This window comes from Leifsonia sp. Soil_N53 (assembly GCF_057655165.1).
In genome coordinates this window covers 28,817-51,134 of sequence record NZ_JBDGMM010000055.1, presented here as the reverse complement: position 1 = coordinate 51,134, position 22,318 = coordinate 28,817, and the positions used below count along the sequence as shown (strand labels likewise).

The following is a 22,318-nucleotide window of genomic DNA, read 5'->3' as shown; positions in this document are numbered from 1 at the left end:
GGGCAGAAAACAGCTGCGCACGACGAAATGGGATGACACGATGACGACGCTCGAAGTGACCAATGATCCAGTTCGCGACTACCTCAATTCGATCGGGAGGACCCGCCTGCTGACGGCGGACGAGGAGGTCGCCCTGGCCAAGCGGATCGAGGTCGGCGTCCTCGCCGGCGACCGCCTGGCCACCCGCCCCGGATTGACCCCGCGCGAACGGCGGGAGCTGCAGTACCTGGCCGATGACGGCAAGCGCGCTTTCGAGCGCTTCATCGAGGCGAACCTCCGTCTCGTCGTCAGCATCGCCAAGCGCTACGCGGGCCGTGGGCTCGCCGTGATGGACCTGATCCAGGAGGGCAACCTCGGCCTGGTCCGCGCGGTGGAGAAGTTCGACTACCGCACCGGCAACAAGTTCTCCACCTACGCCACGTGGTGGATCCGGCAGTCGATCCTCCGCGGCATCGCGGACACCGCACGCCTGATCCGCATCCCGGTGCACACGGTCGAGAAGATCGACAAGCTGGACCGCATCCGCCGGGACCTCGGCGGCGAGCTGGGCCGCACGCCCACGCTCGAGGAGATGGCGGAGGCCGCCAACCTGACCCCGGCCGAGGTGCACAAGCTCCGCATGAGCGACTCGGAGACCGTGTCCCTGGCGGTGCCGGTGGGCGAGAACGAGGGCGCGGAGCTCGGCGACCTGATCGAGGACGGCGACGCCCCCGGCCCGTCGGAGTCGGTGGAGGTGGAGTTCCGCCACCGCGACCTGGAGGACCGGCTGCGCGAACTACCGCCGCGCGACGCCAAGGTCGTCCGGATGCGCTTCGGGCTCGACGGCCACAAGCCGATGACGCTGGACGAGGTCGGTGCGGTCTACGGCATCACGCGCGAGCGCGTGCGCCAGCTGGAGACCCGCAGCCTCAAGCGCCTGCGCTGCCCCGAACTGCTCGAGTACCTGCGCTGAGGCGCCGGCGCACCACCAAGACCGCCGGAACCCCCGGGCTCAGCCGAGCTCGGGGGTTTCGTGTTCGATGACCGCCTGGTCGAACGGGATGTCCCCGGGGCGATCCCCGGGGGCGGCCTCATCCGCACCGGCCTCCGCGTCCGCGGGGGCGGCGACGGCCTCCGCCACAGGCGCTTCCGCCGGAGCGGCAGCGACGAGCGGGTCTTCTGATTCCGGTGACATGGCGCGCCTCCCATCTGCCATGATCACGGCCCACACTAGGCGTGGGCCGGGAGTGGATCAAGCGTGGCTGAGGTTCTTTCAGCGAGTTTGTGGCAGCGCCGGGGCGAGGCGCGGGATCAGCGGCCGGGAGGCGAGTCCGCGTTGACCTCGTCCGCGCCCAGCGCGCCGATCTCCTCGGTGAGCTGGAGGCCCTGGGCGCTGTTGGAGGAGAGCGTGAGCTGCTCGAGCCACTGCTTGTTGATCGACGGCGGCCGTCCGCCGCTGTAGCGGAACAGCAGGGGGATCGCCGGGTCGATCCAGACCGCGCTGCGGCCGTCCCCGACCCCCTGCTCGTCGCGCCAGGAGAAGAAGAAGCCTTCCTTGCGCCGCAGCTTGAGACCGACGACGATCTGCAGGTGCGCGAGCACTCTGTCCTCGAACCCGATCTCGGTCGTGCCGCCGTATACGAGCTTTCCCATGCCAGAACCGTACCTGAACGAGCGCGAATGCTCGCATTCGGCGCGAGAACGTCGTCCGTTCAGTCGACGGGAGCCGTGACGAGCGTCGTCGCGCTCAGCTCGGTGAGGAACCGGGTGACGATCTCGCGCTCGGCCGGGCTCAGCGACCGGGCGACCTCGAAGCGCCTGGCGTGCTGGAGGCCCATCGTCCGGCGCACCTGACGGTGCGTCTCCGGCGTGATCTCGACGGTGACCGCGCGGCGGTCGGTGGGGTGCGGCTTGCGGACGATGTGCCCGGCGCGCTCCAGCCGGTCCAGCAGCTTGGTGACCGACGCGGTCGAGATGTGCAGGTGCTCGGCCAGCGCGCCCGCCGTCACCGCGACGTCGGCGTTGCTGGAAGCGATGACGTAGCGCAGCGCCTTCATGTCGGTCTCGTTGAGCTGCATCGCAGTGCGCGACTCGAAGCTCAGCCGTTGCTCGGCCTCCCGCCAGTCGCGCACCGCCTCGAGGACCGCGATGATCTGCTGAAGCTCGTCATCGCTCAGGTCGTCGTGGCGCACGAGCTCCTGCCGCGGGTCGATCACCCGCGGGTCGGTCAGCGACCCGGAGATGCGCCGGGCCTCCTCCTTCGAACTCATGCGCTCATCCTATTGCCCACGATAAGAATCGTGCTAAGTTATTTGCTAACCAGGCTAGGTAAAGGAAGCGACATGACCCAGCTGCGCCCGGATCTCACGGAGCCCCGCACCGGTGCGGACTTCGCGGTTCCCGACTCGGTCGAGGCGGACCTCCGCAGGGTCGAGCGCGAGCTGGCCGCCTTCCTCACGACCCGCGAGCACGACGCCGCGGAGTACGGCGAGGCGTACCGCCGGCTCTGGCTGGCCATCGGCGACTCCGCGCGCGGCGGCAAGCGCCTGCGGCCGCGGCTGGTGCTCACCGCGTTCCACGGCCTGACCGGCGCCTCCGCGGACCCCGCCGCGAACGACGGCGCGCGCCAGGCCGCGGTGCAGACCGCGCTGGCCTTCGAGCTCCTGCACAGCGCGTTCCTGCTGCACGACGACGTGATCGACGGCGACACCGTGCGGCGCGGGCGCCCGAACGTCGCCGGCGAGTTCAGCGCCGATGCGCTCCTCCGAGGTGCAGGCCTTCCCCACGCCCGCCTCTGGGGGGAGTCCGCCGCCATCCTCGCCGGCGACCTGCTGCTGCACTCCGCCGCCCAGCGCGTCGCCCGGCTGACGGTTCCGGAGGTCACCCGCTCCCGGCTCCTCGACCTGATCGACCGGGCGGTGTTCGTCACCGCGGCCGGCGAGCTGGCCGATGTGGGCCTGGCCACCGGGATGTCCGCGAGCGGGCTGCCCGACGTCCTGGCGATGACCGCGGACAAGACCGCGGAGTACTCGGTGTCCGGGCCGCTCGCGGCGGGCGCCGTGCTCGCCGGCGGTGGCGACGAGGTGGTCGAGCTGCTGGTCGGGTACGGCCGGCTGGTCGGCGTCGCGTTCCAGCTCGGCGACGACCTGCTCGGCGTCTACGGCGACGAGGCGGTGACGGGCAAGACTGCCGTCGGCGACCTCCAGCAGGGCAAGGAGACCACCCTCATCGCCTTCGCGCGCGGCACGGCGGAGTGGGCCGACATCGAACCGTTGTTCGGCCGGGCCGACCTGACGGCCGCCGAGACGGCCGAGCTCGCGGCGGCCCTGGAACGCTGTGGCGCCCGTGCCTTCGCCGAGCGCCTCCTGTTCGACCGGGTGTCCGCCGCGGTCGCCGCCCTGGACTCGCCGCTGCTGCCGTCCGCGCTCGCCGGCGCGCTGACCCGCATCGCCGTCGGCTGCGTCGGGAGGTCGGCATGACCCGCACCGAGCCGTCGGCGTCGGAGCTCTCCCCAGGGGAGCCGTCCGCTCCCGGCTCCGACACCGACCTGGCCTGCTACGGCCGGGCCGCGCACCGCAGCGCGGCCACGATCATCCACGAGTACTCGACGTCGTTCGGGATGGCCACCCGGCTGCTCTCGGCGTCCGTCCGGCCCGGCGTGGAGGACGTGTACGCGCTCGTCCGGGTCGCCGACGAGATCGTGGACGGTGCCGCGGCGGAGGCGGGGCTGTCGGTCGCTCAGATCCGCGAGGTCCTGGACGCCCTGGAGGCCGACACCGAGCAGGCGCTGCGCACCGGCTACAGCGCCAATGTCGTCGTGCACGCCTTCGCCCGCACGGCGCGCTCCGCCGGCTTCGGGGCCGAGCTGACCCGGCCGTTCTTCGACTCCATGCGGCGCGACCTCGACCCGGTGGACTTCTCCGCGGACGAGCTCAGCGCCTACGTGTACGGGTCGGCGGAGGTCGTCGGCCTGATGTGCCTCGCGGTCTTCCTGGCCGACTCGCCTGCGCCGGAGGCCACCCGGCGTCGGCTGCAGGCGGGCGCGCGCCGGCTCGGGGCGGCGTTCCAGAAGATCAACTTCCTGCGCGACCTCGCGGTCGACTACGCCCAGCTCGGCCGCAGCTACTTCCCCGGCATCGACCCCGCGCACCTCACCGAGCGGCAGAAGCTGGCGCTCGTGGTCGACATCGACTGCGACCTGGGGGCCGCAGCCGACGTCATCCCCGAGCTGCCGGACAACTGCCGCCGGGCCATCGCCGCCGCGCACGGACTGTTCTCGGAGTTGAGCGACCGGATCCGCGCCACTCCGGCGCGCGAGCTGCTGGAGCGGCGGATCCGCGTGCCCAACGGCGTCAAGCTCGCGATCCTGCTCCGGGCGTCGACCGGGACGCTGCGGTGACGGCGGGTCCGGTGCACGCACAGCGGGTCGTCGTCATCGGGGGAGGGATCGCCGGGCTCGCCACCGCCGCCCTCCTCGCGCACGACGGCCGCCGGGTCACGCTGCTCGAGCAGCAGGACGTGCTGGGCGGCCGGGCCGGGCTGTGGGAGGCCGACGGCTTCCGCTTCGACACCGGGCCGTCCTGGTACCTGATGCCGGAGGTGTTCGACCACTTCTTCCGGCTGCTCGGCACGAGCGCCGCCGAGCAGCTCGACCTGGTCACCCTCGACCCCGGCTACCGGCTGTTCGCGGAGGCCGGCGGCGCACCGCTGGACATCCGGGCCGACGGGGCGGCCAACCGCGCCCTGTTCGAGAGCGTGGAGCCCGGCGCCGGCGCCGCGCTCGACCGCTACCTGGCGAGCGCGGCCGAGACGTACCGGCTCGCCGTCGACCGCTTCCTCTACGCGACCTTCGCGTCCCCGGGCCCCCTGCTCGCCCCTGCCGTGCTCCGCCGCGCCGGCCGGCTCGCCCGCCTCCTCTTCGAGCCGCTCGACCGCTACGCGGCCGGCTTCGTGCGCGACGACCGGCTCCGCCAGCTGCTCGGCTACCCTGCCGTCTTCCTCGGCACCTCACCGGCCCGGGCGCCCAGCATGTACCACCTGATGAGCCACCTCGACCTGGACGACGGCGTGCGCTACCCGCTGGGCGGCTTCGCCGAGCTCATCCGGCGGATCGCCGCGGTCGCGGAGGACGCAGGCGCCGAGCTGGTGACCGGCGCTCGCGCGACGGAGATCCGTACCGAGCCGGTGGGCCGGCGGCGCGCGCGCACGGCGGGGGTGGAGTACGTCGACCGCGCCGGTCGCCGCGCGACCGTGGACGCGGACGTCGTGGTCTCGGCCGCCGACCTCCACCACACCGAGACCGAGCTGCTGCCGCCGCAGCTGCGCACGCATCCCGAGCCCGCGTGGGAGCGGCGCGACCCGGGACCCGGCGCCGTGCTGGCGATGCTCGGCGTCAGCGGCGCGCTCCCGCAGCTCGCGCACCACAACCTGTTCTTCACCTCCGACTGGGAGACGGGATTCGATCACATCGTCGGCCCCGGTCGCGACTCCGGCGGCGGTGCGAGCATCCCCGATCCGGTGTCGCTGTACGTCTGCAAGCCGAGCGAGACGGACCCGGGGGTCGCCCCGGCGGGCGCCGAGAACCTCTTCGTGCTGGTGCCGGTCGCCGCCGATGTCTCCATCGGGAGCGGCGGCGTGGGCGGCGCGGGCGACCGCCTGGTGGAACGCACCGTCGACGCGGCGGTGGCGCAGATCGGCGGCTGGGCGGGCATCGCGGACCTGGCGGACCGGATCGTCGTGCGGCGCACGGTCGGTCCCGACGACTTCGCGCAGAGCTTCAACTCCTGGCGGGGCGGGGCGCTCGGGCTGGCGCACACGCTCCGGCAGAGCGCGTTCCTGCGGCCGGGCAACGCGTCCCGCCGGGTCGACGGCCTCCTCTACGCCGGATCGTCCACGATCCCGGGGATCGGCCTCCCGATGTGCCTGATCAGCGCGGAACTCGTCCTCAAGCGCCTGCGCGGCGACGGCAGCGCCGGGCCGCTGGCGGAGCCGTTGCGTGCCGCGACCGCCGGGGAGCGCGTGCCGTGAGCGCCGCCTACCTCGCCTGCCTCCTGGTCTCGCTCGGCGCCCTCGTCCTGGTCGACCGCCGGTTCGCGCTGGTCTTCTGGCGCGGCGGCCGGGGCGCGGCGCGGCGGGCCGGTCTCGTACTCCTGGCCGGCGTGGTCTTCTTCCTCGCCTGGGACCTGCTCGGCGTCGCCCTCGGCGTCTTCGCCCGAGGCCGGTCGCCCTTCATGACCGGCATCGAGCTCGCGCCGCAGCTGCCGCTGGAGGAACCGGTGTTCCTGGCGTTCCTCTGCTATCTGACGCTCGTCCTGCTGTTCGGCACGCGCGCGCTGCTCGACCGGCGGAGGCACGGATGACCTACCCGCTCCTCAGCGCGGTGTTCCTCGCGCTCGCCGCGACAGTGCTCGTCGCGGGCCTGGTGCGCGCTCCCGACCGGTCCCGGCTCCTGACGCGCTGGCTCGTCCCGGCCCTGGTGACCGGGGTGCTGCTGGTGCTGCTCACGGTCGTCTTCGACAACGCCATGATCGCGGCCGGCCTGATGACCTACGCCTCCGCCGCGATCTCCGGCGTGCACCTCGGTCTGGTCCCGATCGAGGACCTCGCGTATCCCGTCGCCGGCCTCCTGCTGCTGCCGGGACTCTGCCTGCTCCTGCGGCGGCGGCCCGACGATCCCGGCCGGGCGCGCGACCGGGCGGGCGACCGCGGCCGGGAACGGAGCCGTCGATGACCACCACCGTCGCGCCGTCCGCCCTCCGCCAGCTCGTCCTGGCCTCCCGCCCGCTGAGCTGGATCAACACCGCGTTCCCGTTCGCCGCGGCCTACCTGCTGACCACCGGCCGCGTCGATGCGGTGCTGGTCGTCGGCACGCTCTACTTCCTCATCCCGTACAACCTGGCGATGTACGGGGTGAACGACGTGTTCGACTACGAGTCCGACCTGCGCAACCCGCGCAAGGGCGGTGCGGAGGGCGCCCTGCTCGACCGCGGGATGCACCGGCGCACCCTGGTCGCGGCCGCGGCGACCAACGTGCCGTTCCTGGTGTTCCTCGTCGTGGTCGGCTCGCCGCTGTCCTGGCTGGTGCTGGCCGCGAGCGTCTTCGCCGTGCTGGCCTACTCGGTGAAGGGGCTGAGGTTCAAGGAGGTCCCCTTCCTCGACTCGGCGACGTCGAGCTTCCACTTCGTGAGCCCGGCGCTGTACGGGCTCGTGCTCGCCGGGGCCGTGTTCACTCCCGGGCTCTGGCTCGTGCTGCTCGCCTTCTTCCTGTGGGGTGTCGGCAGCCACGCCTTCGGCGCGGTGCAGGACGTGGTGCCCGACCGGGAGGCCGGCATCGCCTCGATCGCGACCGCGCTCGGAGCCGCGCGGACCACGCGGCTCGCGATCGTGGCCTGGGCCGCCGCGGGCGCCGCGATGCTCGGGACGGCGTGGCCCGGCCCGCTCGCCGCCGTGCTCGCGGTGCCGTACATCCTCACCGCCGCGCCGTACTGGTCGGTGCCGGACGAACGCGCGAGCGCCGCCAACCGGGGCTGGCGGCGCTTCCTCTGGATCAACTACGCGTGCGGGTTCGTGGTGACGCTGCTGCTGATCGCGTACGCGATGGGGCTCTAGCGGTTCTGCGGCACGAGCTGCTGCAGGGTCCAGCCGTTCCCGTCCGGGTCGGTGTAGGAGACGAAGCGCCCCCAGGGCTGCTCGTCGACGCCCTGCGCCTCGATCCCGTTGGAGCGCAGGTGCTCGAGCGCCGCGTCCGCGTCGGGGACGACGATCTGCAGGCCCTTCATCGTGCCGGGCGCCATGTCGGTGAGCCCCTCGCCGAACGCGATCGAGCAGGCCGACCCGGGCGGCGTCACCTGCACGAACCGGAGCGTCTCCGAGACGCGCTGGTCGAAGTCCGCGTTCCAGCCGAGCGCGTCCACATAGAACGCCTTGGCCCGGTCGACGTCGGTGACGGGGACGATGATGAGCTCGATGCGCCAGTCGCTGATGGTCATGATTCCTGCCCTTTCGGTTTCCTGCGGTGTGACTCCAGGCTATGGCGGCATGCGGTCAGGTTCCGGCCTCAATCGAAATCGAGCGAATTCGCGGATCCGACCGCTACCCTCGGGAAACATGAGCGACAGTCCCGCCGCGCCGAGCGCCTACGAGGTGCTCGGCGTCAGTGCGACGGTCAGCCAGGAGGAGCTGCGCCGCGCGTACCGCCGGCTCGCCCGCCTCACGCATCCCGACACCGGCGGCTCCGCGGAGGCGTTCCAGGCCGTCCAGTTCGCGTGGGAGCAGGTCGGCGACCCGGAGGACCGGGCCCGCTACGACCGCGGCGAGAGCCTGGTGGTCGACGCGGTCTCCGGCGAGTCGGGAGGCGGCGGCTTCAGCGCGACCGTGCACCCGACCCGCTCGACGGGACGCGGCCCGACGGTGCGCGCGCGCAGCTACGGGCACCCCGGCGGCCGCGCCCGCGAGCGCTTCCTGACTCTGATGCGCGAGTGGCAGGGCCGCGGCTCCGACCTCCCCGACCCGTACGACCCCGCACTGGTGCGCTCGGCGCCCCGGGAGATCCGCATGCTGCTGGCGGAGGCGCTCGCCGAGGAGGCGACCGCGCGCGCCGTCTCCGGCCTCGGCATCGGCTTCACCATCTGGAACGACGTGGCCGTGCACCCGGCGACCGACGCCAAGCTCGACCACATCGTCCTCGGTCCCGCCGGCCTGTTCGCGATCCGCTCCGCCGATTGGGGCGCCCCGGTCAAGCTGGCGAAGGGCGAACTCGTGGGCGAGGGGATCGGCCGGGACGAGGAGCCGTTCCGCGAGCTGTACAACTCGGCGAAGAGCTTCGGCCGTCAGGCGGGCGTCCGCTTCACCGGCCTGATCGTGGTCGTCCCGGACGACGCCCTGGCCGTCCCGCTCGACGTCGTGCAGCGCGGCCGGCTGGCTGGCGCGACGGTCGTGCGCCGCTCGCTGCTGCCCAAGATCCTCCGCGACGGGGCGGACGCCGCGGGCCGCGCGAGCGTCGACCGCGCGTTCGAGCTGCGGCCGCGCCTGCAGGAGGCCGTGCGCTTCGTCTAGACGTCACCCCGACCTAGACGCCACCGCGCTCCGGGGGCAGAGTTGCCACCATGGTCAACGCAATCGACATCTTCAGCGGCTTCAGCGTCAACGACATCGACGCCGCCCGGGACTTCTACCGCGACGCCCTCGGTCTGGACGTGAGCGAGGGCCCGATGGGCAACCTCGACATCGCCCTCCCGAGCGGTGGTCACGTCTTCGTCTACCCGAAGCCCGACCACACCCCGGCGAGCTTCACCATCCTGAACCTGGCGGTGGATGACATCGACGCCGCCGTCGACGACCTCAACGCGAAGGGCGTGGTCACCAAGATCTACGACGACGACTCCCTGCCGACCGACGAGAAGGGCATCGCCCGCGGCCGCGCGGTCGACCGCGGCCCGGACATCGCCTGGTTCCGCGACCCGGCCGGGAACGTGATGTCGGTGCTGGCGGGCTAGCCCAAGCGCCTCAGCAATCCCATCGCGTCGTACGGCGCCCGCACCTTCAGGTCGTTGTCGAAGTACGCGTACACGTCCAGCCCAGCCGACAGCCGCTCGCGCAGCTCGACCGCCCAGCGATCGAGCGCCTCGTCCGTGTACCCGCTCGCGTAGAGCTCCTCGTCGCCGTGCAGACGCACGTAGACGAAGTCCGCGGTCGTCTCGCGCAGCACCGGGTAGCGCCCCGCCGTGTCGGCGAGCACCACCGCGACGCCGTGGTCTCGGCAGATGCGCACGAACGCGGGGTCGGTGAAGCTCGCGTGCCTGGCCTCCACCGCGTGGCGGAGCGGGCGGTCGGCCGTGCCGGCGTAGTCCGTGCGGTCCCGTTCCAGCGTCGTCTCCGCCGCCAGGGTCCGGGCCGCAGCCGTGGTCTTCGGCAGCATCCCGAGGAAGGCGTCCAGCGCCTCCGGGTCGAACGGGAGGTTCGGGGGGAGCTGCCAGAGCAGCGGGCCGAGCTTGGGTCCGAGCGTCAGGATGCCGGACGCGAAGAGGTTCGCGACGGCGGCCCGCGCGTTCTTCAGGCGGAGGATGTGCGTGATGTACCGGCCGGCCTTGACCGCGAACACGAAGTCGTCCGGAGTGCTCGCCGCCCAGGTCCGGTAGCTCGCGGGTTTCTGCAATGCGTAGAAGGTGCCGTTCAGCTCGATCGAGTTGAGGCGCCCCGAGGCGTATTCGAGCTCGGCGCGGTGCGGCAGGCCCTTCGGGTAGAACACGCCGCGCCAGGGCGCGTACGTCCAGCCCGAGATCCCGACCCGCGCCACCGCCATCAGCGACCGCGGAGCTGGTCGAGGACGCGGCGGTCCCGCTTGGTCGGGCGGCCGGAGCCGCGCTCGCGCGTGACGTCCGACGGCGTCTCGGTCTTCGGCGGCGGGGGAGGGGTGCGATCCTCGAAGCACTCGGCCGCGATCGCCGCGCCGACGCGTTTCACGATCAGCTTGCGGGCGATGTAGATCTTCTCCGAGCCGCCGACGTAGGCGCGCACCTCGTCGCCGATCTTGACCTGCTGCGACGGTTTCGCGCGGTCGCCGTTCACCTTGAGATGACCGGCCTTGCAGGCGTCGGAGGCCGCCGACCGGGTCTTGTACAGCCGCACCGCCCACGCCCAGGCGTCGACGCGGACGCTCGTCATGGCCGGAGGGCGGGCTCCCCGGCCCGCTCGGGCGCGGCCTCCTCCGCCGTGCCCTCGTCCTCGGCGAGCTGCGCCTTCCACTTCACGAGGCTGCGCACGGTCCTGCTCCGATCCTTCGCGAGCTTCTCCATGACATCCGCCGGCACGTAGTAGTTGACGGCCACCCAGCCGCGGACCGTCTCCGAGCGGTCGCCGGCGAGCGAGCGCAGGATGTCGCACGGCGTCGCCTCGTTCTTCGCCACGCAGCCGCGCACGCCCTCGTCGGGGTCCTTCGACAGCGCCTCGAAGAGGTCGACGGGCGTGTTGTAGCTGGACGCCACGGCCTCCCGGATCTTCGGGTTCGGGTCCGTCGCGAGCAGTCGCAGCCTCCGCAGCTTGCTCTCCGTGAACTCCGGCGCCGGATGGAGCGCGGCGGCCTCCTCCGCGGTGAGCATGGCCGGGCTGTGGTCGCGCATGGCCTGGCGCTGCGCTGGCGTGTTGAAGCGGATGCAGGACATAGGAACACCGTACGCGCTGGATCCATCGAAAGCTGGAAGCATCTCCCAGCCGCGTCGGGATACCGTGAACCCATGGATTCAGTGCTCCGGCGGCTCGACCGGATCGCGGGCGGACGCCACGCCGGTTACACCGTCCCGCAGGAGGGCCGCGACCACCCGCGCACCCGGCGGGCGTTCGTCGTCATCGCCTGGCTGCTGGTGGCCGAGCTCGTCGTCGGCAGCACGGCCGTGGTCATCGCGCTGGTGCTGACGCTCGACGGGGCGCCGGTGCCGTTCGCGGTCTGGATGCGCTCGGTCGTGGTGCTCGGCATGACGGTCACACTGTTCTATTTCGCCTGGCGTGCCCGGGAGGGCTACTACTGGGCCTACTCGCGGCTGCGGCTGTTCGCCAAGATCTTCCCCGTGGTCACGCTGGTGATCGCGGCGATCCCCGGCCTCTACCCGTTCTGGATGGTCACCGAGCAGATCGTCTTCAGCCTGATCCTCATCGGCGTGGCCGACTACCTCGACTCCGACCACATGCGGGAGGCGTTCCCGCGTCCCGTCCGCGCCGTCACGACCGCGCGGTGACGGTCTCCCCGCCACGCCGCGGGAACCACGGCACGATCGGCGACGTGCGGCGCTGGTAGGCGGCGTACTCGGGATAGCGCGAACGCGAGATGCTCTCGGTGAAGACCGTGGAGCCGATGAAGAGCCCGGTGAGCAGCAGCGGCCCGATCACGGTCCACTGCAGCAGCGAGCCGGCCGCGACGCAGCCGAACAGGAACACCACCCACCACTGGGCCTGCTCGCAGAAGAAGTTCGGGTGCCGCGAGTAGCGGAACAGCCCGGTCTGCAGGAAGCGCGGTTCGGGCTGCCGGCCGGCCGCGACCTCCGCCTTCTTCCAGCGATGGAAGTCCCACTGCTGCTGGTCGGCGATCGTCTCGCCCGCGAGCAGCACCAGGAACAGCAAGGCGCACACGAGGTCGAGGGCGTTCAGCGGAGTCCGGTGCTGGAACGCGGTCCAGGCCGGCAGGGCGATCAGCAGGAGCAGCACGTTCTGGTAGATCACGATGAAGAAGAGGTTGAACAGCGCGAAGGCGCCCCGGCTCATCCGGCCGCGCAGCACCTCCCAGCGGTAGTCCTCGCCGCCGGGCGCATAGCCGCCCTTGCGCGCGAAGTTGAAGGTCAGCCGCGCGCCCCACAGCGTCACGAGCGCCGCGATCAGGTCGAGGCGGGCGTCCTGGAGGCCGGCGGCGACCGCGAAGACCCACACGTAGACCACCGGGACGACCGACCAGATCCGGTCGACCCAGGAGTGCTCGCCGGTGATGAGCGACAGCACCCAGGTCGCGGCGCAGACGCCGGCGAGGATCCAGAGGCACACGAAGAAGGGCTCCACGCCCCACATCCTAGGGTCGCGGACGTCACTCGACGGGAGGATCACGGTCAGTAGAGTGGAATCGTGGATGGTGTCGGCGCGGTGAGCTCGCGCGTGTGGACGATCCCGAACGTTCTCAGCTTCTTCCGGCTGGCTCTGGTGCCGGTGTTCCTGGCGTTCGTGATCGAGGGGGAGGATGCGCTTGCGCTCCTCGTCCTCGTCGTCTCCAGCGTCACCGATTTCCTCGACGGCTGGCTGGCCCGGCGGCTGAACCAGGTCTCCCGGCTCGGGCAGCTCCTCGACCCGGCAGCGGACCGGCTCTACATCTTCGCGGCCCTCGTCGGCCTCGCTTGGCGGGAGGTCATCCCCTGGTGGCTGGTGGCGGTGATCGTCGCGCGGGACGTCATGCTCGCGGTGCTCGGCGTCATCCTCGCCAACCACGGCTTCGGCCCGCTGCCCGTCCACCACCTCGGCAAGGTGGCGACCTTCTGCCTGTTCTGGGCGCTCCCGCTGCTCATGCTGGGCGAGGCCTTCGACCCGCTGGCGCCCTACTCGCTGCCGCTCGGCTGGGCGTTCGCGCTGTGGGGTGCCTTCCTCTACTGGTGGGCCGGCATCGTCTACGTTCGGGAGACCGCGCGCGTCATCCGTCTTCCGCCCGATGACAGTGGCCCACATTCCGATAGGCTTGATCACGAGGAGGTTGACGGTGCCTGACGAGAAGAACCCTGGATCGGCTTCTGCTGCTGACGACGACGGCCGCGACGCCGCGAACCCCCTGCGCGATGCCGCGACGGGGAACGAGGACACGACGGCGCGCTTCGGCGAGGAGTTCGTCTCCAAGATGTTCCCGGTCGACGGAGAGATCAGTCCCGAGGAGCAGGAGGCGATCGCGGCGCTGCCGTCCGGTTCTGCGCTGCTCATCGTGCGGCGCGGTCCCAACACCGGGGCCCGATTCCTCCTCGACGCCGACGTCACGAGCGCGGGCCGGCACCCGAACGCCGACATCTTCCTCGACGATGTCACCGTCTCGCGCCGGCACGCCGAGTTCACACGCCGCGGAACGGCCTTCGAGGTCCGCGACCTCGGTTCGCTGAACGGCACGTACTACGACGGCGTCCGCATCGAGAGCGCGCTGCTCAGCGACTCGTCCGAGGTCCAGATCGGCAAGTTCCGGCTCACGTTCTACGCCTCGCGCCAAGATCTCGCCGCCGCGGCGAAGAACTAGCCAGTGGCCCGGCAAGCAGCGAGGGCGCAGGCCGCCTCGCCTGCGATGCTCTCCATCGGCCAGGTGCTCGCGCGGCTGACCCCCGAGTTCCCCGACCTGTCGTCGTCCAAGCTGCGCTTCCTCGAGGAGCGCGGGCTGATCACGCCCGCCCGTACGGCGTCGGGATACCGCAAGTTCTCGCCGGCGGATGTCGAGCGGCTGCACACCGTGCTGGCGATGCAGCGCGACAACTACCTCCCGCTCAAGGTCATCAAGGGCTACCTGGCCGCGCTCGATGCGGGGGAGAACCCCACGCTGCCGGGCGGTCGCGAGGGCCAGGCGTCCATGCTGCCCGCCGGCCGGCGGTTCCACCGCGACGAGCTGCTGCGCGAGGCCGGCGCCACGCCGGAGCTGCTGCAGGAGGCCATCAGCGCCTCGCTCGTCACGCCCGCCGAGGTGTACGGCGAAGAGACGCTGACCGTGCTCCGGGCCCTCGTCGAGCTGTCCCGCACCGGGATCGGACCGCGCCATCTGCGCGGGTTCCGCGCCGCCGCGGAGCGCGAGATCGGGCTGATCGAGACCGCCCTGGTGCCTCTCGCCCGCCGCAAGGACGTGACGGCGGGCCCGCAGACCGCGGAGCTCGCCCGTGAGATCGCCGGACAGCTCGACGTCGTCCGCGGCAGCATCATCCGGGCCGCGCTGACGCGTCTCCAGCCCTGACCGGCTCGACACGCCGAGGGCGTTTGCCGGATGTCGTTGCCCGGCGACCAGGGGATGGGTACCGTGGTTGATGCGCCTCATCACGAAGCGCGCGATCCGTCAACCGAGGGGCAGTCAACATGAGCGAACTGAGTCGTGACAGCGACGCCGCCCGGTACGATCTGGGGCTGCTGTTCACCGACGGCCTCCCGGAGATGGACGACGCCAACGGCTACCGCGGCGCCGTCGCGGCCCGCGCCGCCGGCATCTCCTACCGCCAGCTCGACTACTGGGCGCGCACCGGCCTCGTGGAGCCCACGGTCCGCGGTGCGGCCGGGTCCGGTTCGCAGCGGCTGTACGGTTTCCGCGACATCCTCGTCCTCAAGCTCGTCAAGCGCCTCCTCGACACCGGCATCTCGCTCCAGCAGATCCGCACGGCGGTCAACCAGCTCCGCGAGGCGGGCGTCAACGACCTGGCTCAGACCACGCTGATGAGCGATGGCGCCAGCGTCTACCTGTGCACCTCGAACGACGAGGTCATCGACCTGGTCAGCCGTGGCCAGGGCGTGTTCGGCATCGCCGTCGGCAAGGTCCTCCGCGAGGTGGAGTCCTCCCTGGTCGAGCTGGACACCCAGGGCGACGAACTCGACGAGCTCGCCGCTCGCCGCTCCGCCAAGTTCAAGGCCTCCTAGCCGCCCGCGAAGCGGCGCACTCTCCGCCGTCTCGGCGGTTTCCGGCCGACTTCGCGCCGTCTCGAACGCGGGGTCAGGAGCCGGCTACGGCGTACTCGCCCATTTTGGCGGTGCGGAGGACGCGCTCCAGGAGCAGGTCGAAGTTGTGGGCCATCTCCTGCGCGCTCTCGCCGGGCCAGACGTGCAGCGGCTTCGCCGCGCCCTGCGCCTGCTGCAGCGATGTGCGCTCGGGCAGCTGGGGCGAGAGCACCAGCGGGCCGAACATGTCGCGCAGCTCCTTGATGCGGAACTGGTGCTCCAGCGACTGGACGCGCGCGCGGTTGACGATGATGCCGAGCGGCTGGAGGCGCGGCGAGAGCCCGCGGCGGATCTCTTCGATCGCGCGCAGCGCGCGGTCGGCCGCGGCCACCGAGAACAGGCCGGGCTCGGTCACGACCGCCACGCGGTCGCTGGCCGCCCAGGCGGTGCGGGTGAGCGCGTTCAGCGACGGGGCGCAGTCGATCAGGACCAGCTCGTAGTCGTGCTCGACGTTGGCCAGCGCCTCCTCGAGTTTCCAGATGTCGCGGATGCTGGGGTGCGGGCCGTCGAAGTTGATCGCGGAGGGGCTGCCGATCATCACGTCGACCTTGCCCGGGCGCCCCTTGGTCCAGCCGGAGGGTGCGATCGCCGCGCGGACGATCTTCTCCTTGGGCGAGGCGAGCACATCGGCGACGTTGAGATGGCCGGCGACCTGGATGTCCATGCCGGTCGAGACGTCGGACTGCGGGTCGAGGTCGACGACCAGCGTTCGGAGCCCCTTCGCGAACGCCGCCGAGGCCAGACCAAGCGTCACCGTGGTCTTTCCGACACCGCCCTTGAGGGAACTAACGCTGAGTACGTGCACGACAGCCACGTTACCTTCACTAGTCTTGGACTACCTAACCGTTTGCTGTGTGGTGCCGACCCCTGCTCGAAAGGTCCCCATGTTCCGTAAGATCCTCGTTGCCAATCGCGGTGAAATCGCCATCAGAGCCTTCCGCGCCGCCTACGAACTGGGCGCCGCCACGGTCGCCGTCTTCCCCTACGAAGACCGCAACTCGATGCACCGGCTGAAGGCGGACGAGGCCTACCAGATCGGCGAGCCGGGCCACCCGGTGCGCGCCTACCTGGATGTTCAGGAGATCATCAGGGTCGCGAAGGAGTCCGGCGCAGACGCGATCTACCCCGGTTACGGCTTCCTCTCCGAGAACCCGGAGCTGGCCGACGCCGCGCGCGCCGCGGGCATCGCGTTCATCGGCCCGCGCGCCGAGGTGCTCGAGATGGCCGGCAACAAGGTGACGGCGAAGGAGCACGCGATCGCCGCGGGCGTCCCCGTCCTCAAGTCCACCCCGCCGTCGCGCGACATCGACGAGCTCCTCGCGGGAGCGGAGGCGATCGGGTTCCCGATCTTCGCCAAGGCGGTCGCCGGCGGCGGCGGCCGCGGCATGCGCCGGGTCGCCCGCCAGGAGGACCTGCGCGCGGCGCTGGAGGAGGCGATGCGTGAGGCCGACAGCGCGTTCGGCGACGCCACGATGTTCCTGGAGCAGGCCGTCCTCCGCCCGCGTCACATCGAGGTGCAGATCCTCGCGGACGGCGCGGGCGACACCATCCACCTGTTCGAGCGCGACTGCTCGGTGCAGCGCCGCCACCAGAAGGTGGTCGAGATCGCGCCGGCGCCGAACCTCTCCGACGAGATCCGCCAGTCGCTGTACCGGGACGCGATCGCCTTCGCCAAGTCGATCGGCTACGAGAACGCGGGCACCGTCGAGTTCCTGCTCGACACCGCGGGGGAGCGCGCCGGCCAGCACGTGTTCATCGAGATGAACCCGCGCATCCAGGTCGAGCACACGGTCACCGAGGAGATCACCGACGTCGACCTGGTGCAGTCGCAGATCCGGATCGCGGCCGGTGAGAGCCTCGCCGACCTCGGCCTCAGCCAGGACACCGTGCAGATGCGCGGCGCCGCCCTGCAGTGCCGCATCACCACGGAGGACCCGACCGCCGGCTTCCGCCCCGACACCGGCAAGATCACGACCTACCGCTCGCCGGGCGGTGCCGGCATCCGCCTCGACGGCGGCACGATCAACCCGGGCGCCCAGATCAGCCCGCACTTCGACTCCATGCTCGCCAAGCTCATCACGCGCGGCCGCGACTTCCCGGCCGCCGTGCTGCGCGCCAGGCGCGCGCTGGCCGAGTTCCGCGTGCGCGGCGTCGCCACGAACATCCCGTTCCTGCAGGCGGTCATGGAGGACCCGGACTTCATCGCGGGCAACGTCTCCACCTCCTTCATCGAGGAGCGGCCGGAGCTGTTCAAGGGCCGCGCCTCCAAGGACCGCGGCACCAAGGTGCTCAACTGGCTGGCCGACGTCACGGTCAACCAGCCGAACGGCCCGCGTCCGGAGGTCGCCGACCCGGTGGAGAAGCTCCCGCGCGTCGACCTGAGCGTGCCGGCCCCTGCGGGCTCCCGCCAGAAGCTGCTCGAGCTCGGCCCGAAGGGCTTCGCCGACGCGCTCCGGGCCCAGACCGCGCTCGCGGTCACCGAGACCACCTTCCGCGACGCGCACCAGTCGCTGCTCGCGACCCGCGTGCGCACCAAGGACCTCCTGGCGGTCGCCCCGTACGTCGCCCGCCTCACCCCCGAGCTGCTCTCGGTGGAGGCCTGGGGCGGTGCGACCTACGACGTCGCCCTCCGCTTCCTCGGCGAGGACCCGTGGGAGCGACTGGCGAGCCTGCGCGAGGCGCTGCCGAACATCAACATCCAGATGCTGCTGCGCGGCCGCAACACCGTCGGCTACACCCCGTACCCGACGCAGGTGACCGACGCGTTCGTGCGCGAGGCCGCGGCAACCGGCGTCGACATCTTCCGGATCTTCGACGCCCTCAACGACGTCTCGCAGATGCGCCCGGCGATCGAGTCGGTGCTCGCCACCGGCTCGGCCGTCGCCGAGGTCGCGGTCTGCTACACCGGCGACCTGCTCGACCCGGCCGAGGACCTCTACACGCTCGACTACTACCTCCGCCTCGCGGAGCAGATCGTCGAGTCGGGTGCGCACATCCTCGCGATCAAGGACATGGCCGGCCTGCTGCGCCCGACCGCCGCCGAGAAGCTGGTGGCGGCGTTCCGCGAGCGGTTCGACCTCCCGGTGCACGTGCACACCCACGACACCCCGGGCGGCCAGCTCGCGACGCTGCTCGCGGCGTCGCGCGCCGGGGCCGACGCGGTCGACGTGGCGAGCGCCCCGATGGCCGGCACCACGAGCCAGCCGAGCGCCTCCGCCCTGGTCGCGGCCCTCGCCCACACCGAGCGCGACACCGGCATCTCGCTGTCCGCGGTCGAGGACCTCGAGCCGTACTGGGAGGCCGTGCGCCAGGTCTACCGGCCGTTCGAGTCCGGTCTGCCCGGCCCCACGGGCCGCGTCTACAAGCACGAGATCCCCGGCGGCCAGCTCTCCAACCTGCGTCAGCAGGCCAAGGCGCTGGGCCTCGCGGAGGACTTCGAGCTGGTCGAGGACATGTACGCCGCGGCGAACCGGATCCTGGGCCGCATCCCCAAGGTCACGCCGTCGTCGAAGGTGGTCGGCGACCTCGCCCTCCACCTGGCGGCCGTGCGGGCGGACCCGGACGACTTCGCCGAGAACCCGCAGAACTACGACATCCCCGACTCGGTCGTCGGCTTCATGGCCGGCGAGCTGGGCGAGCTGCCCGGCGGCTGGCCGGAGCCGTTCCGCACCAAGGTGCTGGCGGGCAAGACCATCAAGGTCGGCGTCGAGGACCTTCCGGCCGCCGACGCGGAGGCGCTGCTGGGCTCCAGCGCCGAGCGCCGGGCGACGCTCAACCGCCTGCTCTTCCCGGCGCCCACGCGCATCTACGAGCAGATCCGGGAGCTCTTCGGGGACCTGTCGGTGGTCGACTCGGTCGACTACCTCTACGGGCTCTCCCCGGTCGAGGAGCACGTCATCGAGTTCAGCAAGGGCGTGCGGCTCTACATCGGCCTGGAGGCCATCGGCGAGGCCGACGACAAGGGCATGCGCACGGTCATGACCACGCTCAACGGCCAGCTCCGGCCGGTGTTCGTGCGCGACCGCAGCATCGTGGTCGAGACGAAGGCGGCCGAGAAGGCCGACTCCGCCAAGCCCGGTCACGTGGCCGCGCCGTTCTCGGGCGTCGTGACCCTGCACGTGGTGCCGGGCGACACCGTCGCCGCCGGCCAGGCGGTCGCGTCGATCGAGGCCATGAAGATGGAGGCCGCGATCACCGCGCCGGTCGCCGGCACGATCGAGCGCCTCGCCATCCCGAAGACCCAGCAGGTGGACGCGGGCGACCTCCTGGTCGTCGTCGCCCCCGCCTGACGGGCGCCGCCCGCAGCGCTCCCCGCAGCGGCGGGGAGCGCTGCGGCGCGTCCGCCCGCTGGCGTCGTGGGCGGGGCCGCCCGATAAACTGTCGCAGTGCCGCCGTCGCGCGGTCAGAAGGAGTGCAAGCGTGGCAGACAAGCCGGAGGAGCCGGAACGCGGCGACCTCGCGCCGCGGGACCAGGAGCCGACGTTCAGGCCGTCCCCGCTCGAGATCGACACGAAGCTGAGCATCGCCGTCGACCTGCCTCCCGTGCCTCCGCAGGAGGTCCCGGAGGACGAGGCCGCCGTCGCGATCGACGAGGTCCCTGTCGACCCGGGTTTCGTCGCATCGCCGACCGAGCCGACAACGACCTCCGTCGCCATCGTCGCCTCGCGGCTCGCGACGGGTCCGACCGTGACGCAGGAGAGCCCGTCCGCCGACGGCGGCGCGGCGCTGCCCGACCGCGACACGCACGACGCGTTCGCGCAGTCCCGCCGCGAACGGCTGCGCGGCGAGCACTCGCCTCAGCCGGAGCCCGCGGCGATGCTGACTGCCGACCGGCTGCTGGAGGTCAACCGCAAGACCCGACCCGGCCCGGAGGGACCGTGGCAGCGCTTCGTCTACAACGTCACGTTCCGCACGGTGAACCTCGGCGACTCCGCCAAGGTGCGCGCCCGCAAGGAGCTCGACCACCGCATCCAGAAGCAGTTCGAGGGCGGCACGCGCTTCGTCCCGGTGCTCACCCGCAAGGGCGGCGTCGGCAAGACCACCATCACGACCCTGCTCGGGATGGCGCTGGCCTCCGCGCGAGAGGACCGCATCATCGCGGTCGACGCCAACCCCGACCGCGGCACCCTGTCCGAGCGCGTGCCCAAGCAGACCCGAGCCACCGTGCGCGACGTCGTCCACAAAGCCGCCAGCATCGGCGGCTTCACCGACTTCTCGGCGCTCGTCTCGCGCGATGAGACCCGGCTCGACATCCTCGCGTCCGACACCGACCCGCTGCTGTCGGAGGCCTTCGACGAGAACGACTACAACGTGGTCGCCGATCTCGCCGCCCGGTTCTACTCGATCGTGCTGACCGACTGCGGCACCGGCATCGTCCACTCGGTGATGCGTGCCACCCTGCAGCGCGCCGACGAGCTCGTGATCGTCTCCGGCGGCAGCGTCGACGAGGCGCGGCTCGCGTCGGAGACGCTCACCTGGCTGGAGGCGAACGGCTACACGGACCTGGTCCGCAACGCGGTCGTGGCGCTCAACACCGCCACGCACGCGACGAACCTGGTGAAGCTCGAGGAGATCGAGTCGCACTTCCGCTCGCGGGTGCGCGAGATCGTCCGCATCCCGTACGACCCGCAGCTCGCCGCCGGCTCCGTGGTCTCCTGGAAGGACCTCAAGCCCCTGACCAAGCTGTCCGCCCGGGCGCTCGCCGCGCTCGTGGTGGAGGGCCTGCCCGCCGAGCGCGACTGATCCCGCTCCCGTCGACCCCGCGCATCCCGCGCCCGAGGAGATCCCTGTGACCGAACGTCAGATCCGCCTGTTCGGCGACCCCGTCCTGAAGACCCCGTCTGAGCCGGTCCGCGAGATCGATGAGGGCGTCCGCGGCCTCGTCGAGGACCTGATCGACAGCGTGGTCCCGCCCGGGCGCGCGGGCGTCGCCGCCCCGCAGATCGGCGTCGGCCTCCGGGCGTTCAGCTACAACGTGGACGGCGAGGTCGGCTACATCATCAACCCCGAGCTGGTGGAGGTCTCCGGCGAGCCCGAGCTCGTCGACGAGGGCTGCCTCTCGGTGCCCGGCCTGTGGTTCAAGACCGCGCGCTACCCGTTCGCACGGGTGCGCGGGATCGACCTGGACGGCAACGAGATCGAGCTCTCCGGCACCGGCGTGATGGCGCAGGCGCTGCAGCACGAGACCGACCACCTCGACGGCCGGCTCTACCTGGACCGTCTCGACAAGGACACCCGGCGCGAGGCGATGCGGCAGGTGCGGGAAAGCGACTGGTTCTGATTCCGTAGACTCGCCTGTATGGACATTGCAGTCACCGGAGGATCGGGCAAGCTCGGACGCACAGTCGTCCGCGAACTACGCGCGGCGGGTCACACCGTCATCAACCTGGACGCGACGGGGGAGCGCGGCCCCGGCTTCGTGCGCGTCGACCTGACCGACTACGGTCAGACGGTCGACGCCATCATGGGCGTCGACGACAAGCACGACGGCTTCGACGCGATCGTGCACCTGGCCGCCATCCCGGCGCCGGGCATCCTGAGCGACGTCGAGACGTTCCACAACAACATCCGGGTCACCTACAACGTCTTCCAGGCCGCGCGCCGGGCCGGCATCCGCAACGTTGTCTACGCCTCCAGCGAGACTGTGCTCGGCCTCCCGTTCGACGTGCCGCCGCCCTACATCCCGGTGGACGAGGACTACCCGGCCCGCCCCGAGTCCACCTACTCGCTGGTCAAGCACCTCGAGGAGCAGATGGCGATCGAACTCGTGCGCTGGGACCCGTCGCTCAAGATCGTCGCGCTGCGCTTCTCCAACGTGATGGAGCCCGCCGACTACGCGGCCTTCCCGTCGTACGACGCCGACCCGCGTGGACGCAAGTGGAACCTGTGGGGCTACATCGACGCCCGCGATGGCGCCCAGGCCATCCAGAAGGCCCTGGAGTGGGACGCCACCGGCTTCGACCGCTTCATCATCGCCGCGGCGGACACGGTGATGAGCCGGACGAACGCGGAACTGGTCGCCGAGGTCTTCCCCGGCGTCCCGCTCAAGCGCGACGACCTCGACGACAACGAGACGCTCCTGTCGATCGACAAGGCGCGCCGCCTCCTCGGCTACGACCCCCAGCACTCCTGGCGCGACGAGGTCTGA

Annotated in this window: 27 protein-coding genes; 18 read left to right on the top strand and 9 right to left on the bottom strand. The window is 71.5% G+C overall.

Features of this window, described 5'->3' with window-relative positions; all coding sequences use genetic code 11:
- Positions 1-40 precede the first annotated feature (40 nt).
- Positions 41-952, top strand: coding sequence for a sigma-70 family RNA polymerase sigma factor (locus AC3A3H_RS08225; protein WP_487614070.1), 912 nt, complete (start codon positions 41-43; stop codon positions 950-952).
- A gap of 39 nt (positions 953-991) precedes the next feature.
- On the opposite strand, the gene AC3A3H_RS08220 is transcribed toward AC3A3H_RS08225, so the two are convergent.
- From AC3A3H_RS08220 to AC3A3H_RS08210, 3 genes are all read right to left on the bottom strand, one after another.
- A complete protein-coding gene (locus AC3A3H_RS08220; RefSeq protein WP_487614069.1) occupies positions 992-1,174 on the bottom strand; it encodes a hypothetical protein in 183 nt (60 codons plus the stop codon).
- A 116-nt stretch (positions 1,175-1,290) separates the two neighbouring features.
- A complete protein-coding gene (locus AC3A3H_RS08215) occupies positions 1,291-1,632 on the bottom strand; it encodes a DUF7882 family protein (RefSeq protein WP_487614068.1) in 342 nt (113 codons plus the stop codon).
- A gap of 59 nt (positions 1,633-1,691) precedes the next feature.
- Positions 1,692-2,249 carry a MarR family winged helix-turn-helix transcriptional regulator gene (locus tag AC3A3H_RS08210; RefSeq protein WP_487614067.1) on the bottom strand — a complete coding sequence of 186 codons (558 nt, stop codon included), beginning with the start codon at positions 2,247-2,249 and terminating at the stop codon, positions 1,692-1,694.
- A 72-nt stretch (positions 2,250-2,321) separates the two neighbouring features.
- On the opposite strand from AC3A3H_RS08210, the gene AC3A3H_RS08205 reads away from it, so the two are divergent.
- The 6 genes from AC3A3H_RS08205 to AC3A3H_RS08180 are packed head-to-tail and all read left to right on the top strand — an operon-like array spanning position 2,322 to position 7,587.
- Positions 2,322-3,458: a polyprenyl synthetase family protein gene (locus tag AC3A3H_RS08205; RefSeq protein WP_487614066.1), complete on the top strand. Its 1,137-nt coding sequence runs from the start codon at positions 2,322-2,324 to the stop codon at positions 3,456-3,458.
- Entirely contained in the window at positions 3,455-4,378 is a 924-nt protein-coding gene (locus tag AC3A3H_RS08200) for a phytoene/squalene synthase family protein (RefSeq protein ID WP_487614065.1), read from the top strand. The genes AC3A3H_RS08205 and AC3A3H_RS08200 overlap by 4 nt, the downstream gene beginning before the upstream one ends.
- Before the next feature lie 11 nt (positions 4,379-4,389).
- On the top strand, positions 4,390-6,006 hold the full coding sequence (gene crtI / locus AC3A3H_RS08195) for a phytoene desaturase family protein (RefSeq protein ID WP_487614064.1): 1,617 nt from the start codon (positions 4,390-4,392) through the stop codon (positions 6,004-6,006).
- Complete coding sequence (locus AC3A3H_RS08190; protein ID WP_487614063.1) at positions 6,003-6,338, top strand: lycopene cyclase domain-containing protein; 336 nt, start codon at positions 6,003-6,005, stop codon at positions 6,336-6,338. The genes crtI and AC3A3H_RS08190 overlap by 4 nt, the downstream gene beginning before the upstream one ends.
- Positions 6,335-6,709 carry a lycopene cyclase domain-containing protein gene (locus AC3A3H_RS08185; protein ID WP_487614062.1) on the top strand — a complete coding sequence of 125 codons (375 nt, stop codon included), beginning with the start codon at positions 6,335-6,337 and terminating at the stop codon, positions 6,707-6,709. The genes AC3A3H_RS08190 and AC3A3H_RS08185 overlap by 4 nt, the downstream gene beginning before the upstream one ends.
- The gene (locus AC3A3H_RS08180) at positions 6,706-7,587 is read left to right on the top strand and encodes a prenyltransferase (RefSeq protein WP_487614061.1); all 882 of its coding nucleotides are present in this window, start codon (positions 6,706-6,708) and stop codon (positions 7,585-7,587) included. The genes AC3A3H_RS08185 and AC3A3H_RS08180 overlap by 4 nt, the downstream gene beginning before the upstream one ends.
- On the opposite strand, the gene AC3A3H_RS08175 is transcribed toward AC3A3H_RS08180, so the two are convergent.
- Positions 7,584-7,967, bottom strand: coding sequence for a glyoxalase superfamily protein (locus AC3A3H_RS08175; protein ID WP_487614060.1), 384 nt, complete (start codon positions 7,965-7,967; stop codon positions 7,584-7,586). The genes AC3A3H_RS08180 and AC3A3H_RS08175 overlap by 4 nt on opposite strands.
- Before the next feature lie 118 nt (positions 7,968-8,085).
- Here AC3A3H_RS08175 and AC3A3H_RS08170 point away from each other — a divergent pair, with 118 nt between their 5' ends.
- Entirely contained in the window at positions 8,086-9,033 is a 948-nt protein-coding gene (locus tag AC3A3H_RS08170; RefSeq protein ID WP_487614059.1) for a J domain-containing protein, read from the top strand.
- A gap of 50 nt (positions 9,034-9,083) precedes the next feature.
- Positions 9,084-9,473, top strand: coding sequence for a VOC family protein (locus AC3A3H_RS08165; protein ID WP_487614058.1), 390 nt, complete (start codon positions 9,084-9,086; stop codon positions 9,471-9,473).
- On the opposite strand, the gene AC3A3H_RS08160 is transcribed toward AC3A3H_RS08165, so the two are convergent.
- From AC3A3H_RS08160 to AC3A3H_RS08150, 3 genes are read right to left on the bottom strand one after another with little or no spacing between them, the layout of a single operon-like run.
- Positions 9,470-10,279, bottom strand: coding sequence for a DUF72 domain-containing protein (locus AC3A3H_RS08160; protein ID WP_487614057.1), 810 nt, complete (start codon positions 10,277-10,279; stop codon positions 9,470-9,472). The two genes, AC3A3H_RS08165 and AC3A3H_RS08160, sit on opposite strands and share 4 nt — an antisense overlap.
- A complete protein-coding gene (locus AC3A3H_RS08155; RefSeq protein ID WP_487614056.1) occupies positions 10,279-10,641 on the bottom strand; it encodes an RNA-binding S4 domain-containing protein in 363 nt (120 codons plus the stop codon). Before AC3A3H_RS08155 ends, AC3A3H_RS08160 begins: the two co-directional genes overlap by 1 nt.
- A complete protein-coding gene (locus AC3A3H_RS08150) occupies positions 10,638-11,138 on the bottom strand; it encodes a hypothetical protein (protein WP_487614055.1) in 501 nt (166 codons plus the stop codon). Before AC3A3H_RS08150 ends, AC3A3H_RS08155 begins: the two co-directional genes overlap by 4 nt.
- A gap of 72 nt (positions 11,139-11,210) precedes the next feature.
- Here AC3A3H_RS08150 and AC3A3H_RS08145 point away from each other — a divergent pair, with 72 nt between their 5' ends.
- Entirely contained in the window at positions 11,211-11,708 is a 498-nt protein-coding gene (locus tag AC3A3H_RS08145) for a hypothetical protein (RefSeq protein ID WP_487614054.1), read from the top strand.
- On the opposite strand, the gene AC3A3H_RS08140 is transcribed toward AC3A3H_RS08145, so the two are convergent.
- A complete protein-coding gene (locus AC3A3H_RS08140; protein ID WP_487614053.1) occupies positions 11,692-12,519 on the bottom strand; it encodes a DUF1295 domain-containing protein in 828 nt (275 codons plus the stop codon). The genes AC3A3H_RS08145 and AC3A3H_RS08140 overlap by 17 nt on opposite strands.
- A gap of 63 nt (positions 12,520-12,582) precedes the next feature.
- Between AC3A3H_RS08140 and AC3A3H_RS08135 the strand changes: the two genes are divergently transcribed.
- The 4 genes from AC3A3H_RS08135 to AC3A3H_RS08120 all read left to right on the top strand — a co-directional run bounded on the left by AC3A3H_RS08135 (position 12,583) and on the right by AC3A3H_RS08120 (position 15,093).
- A complete protein-coding gene (locus AC3A3H_RS08135; protein ID WP_487614052.1) occupies positions 12,583-13,212 on the top strand; it encodes a CDP-alcohol phosphatidyltransferase family protein in 630 nt (209 codons plus the stop codon).
- Complete coding sequence (locus tag AC3A3H_RS08130; RefSeq protein WP_487614051.1) at positions 13,205-13,723, top strand: FHA domain-containing protein; 519 nt, start codon at positions 13,205-13,207, stop codon at positions 13,721-13,723. Before AC3A3H_RS08135 ends, AC3A3H_RS08130 begins: the two co-directional genes overlap by 8 nt.
- A gap of 3 nt (positions 13,724-13,726) precedes the next feature.
- Complete coding sequence (gene ftsR / locus AC3A3H_RS08125) at positions 13,727-14,422, top strand: transcriptional regulator FtsR (RefSeq protein WP_487614050.1); 696 nt, start codon at positions 13,727-13,729, stop codon at positions 14,420-14,422.
- Between the two features lie 119 nt (positions 14,423-14,541).
- Positions 14,542-15,093, top strand: coding sequence for a MerR family transcriptional regulator (locus AC3A3H_RS08120; RefSeq protein WP_487614049.1), 552 nt, complete (start codon positions 14,542-14,544; stop codon positions 15,091-15,093).
- 73 nt (positions 15,094-15,166) lie between these two features.
- Here the strand turns inward: AC3A3H_RS08120 and AC3A3H_RS08115 are convergent, their stop codons facing one another.
- Positions 15,167-15,985, bottom strand: coding sequence for a ParA family protein (locus AC3A3H_RS08115; protein WP_487614048.1), 819 nt, complete (start codon positions 15,983-15,985; stop codon positions 15,167-15,169).
- Between the two features lie 70 nt (positions 15,986-16,055).
- Here AC3A3H_RS08115 and AC3A3H_RS08110 point away from each other — a divergent pair, with 70 nt between their 5' ends.
- The 4 genes from AC3A3H_RS08110 to AC3A3H_RS08095 all read left to right on the top strand — a co-directional run bounded on the left by AC3A3H_RS08110 (position 16,056) and on the right by AC3A3H_RS08095 (position 22,318).
- Positions 16,056-19,460 carry a pyruvate carboxylase gene (locus tag AC3A3H_RS08110; RefSeq protein ID WP_487614047.1) on the top strand — a complete coding sequence of 1,135 codons (3,405 nt, stop codon included), beginning with the start codon at positions 16,056-16,058 and terminating at the stop codon, positions 19,458-19,460.
- A gap of 130 nt (positions 19,461-19,590) precedes the next feature.
- Positions 19,591-20,913, top strand: a complete 1,323-nt coding sequence (locus AC3A3H_RS08105; protein WP_487614046.1) for a MinD/ParA family ATP-binding protein — start codon at positions 19,591-19,593, stop codon at positions 20,911-20,913.
- A 46-nt stretch (positions 20,914-20,959) separates the two neighbouring features.
- Positions 20,960-21,451 carry a peptide deformylase gene (def, locus tag AC3A3H_RS08100; RefSeq protein WP_487614045.1) on the top strand — a complete coding sequence of 164 codons (492 nt, stop codon included), beginning with the start codon at positions 20,960-20,962 and terminating at the stop codon, positions 21,449-21,451.
- A gap of 18 nt (positions 21,452-21,469) precedes the next feature.
- Positions 21,470-22,318: an NAD-dependent epimerase/dehydratase family protein gene (locus AC3A3H_RS08095; protein WP_487614044.1), complete on the top strand. Its 849-nt coding sequence runs from the start codon at positions 21,470-21,472 to the stop codon at positions 22,316-22,318.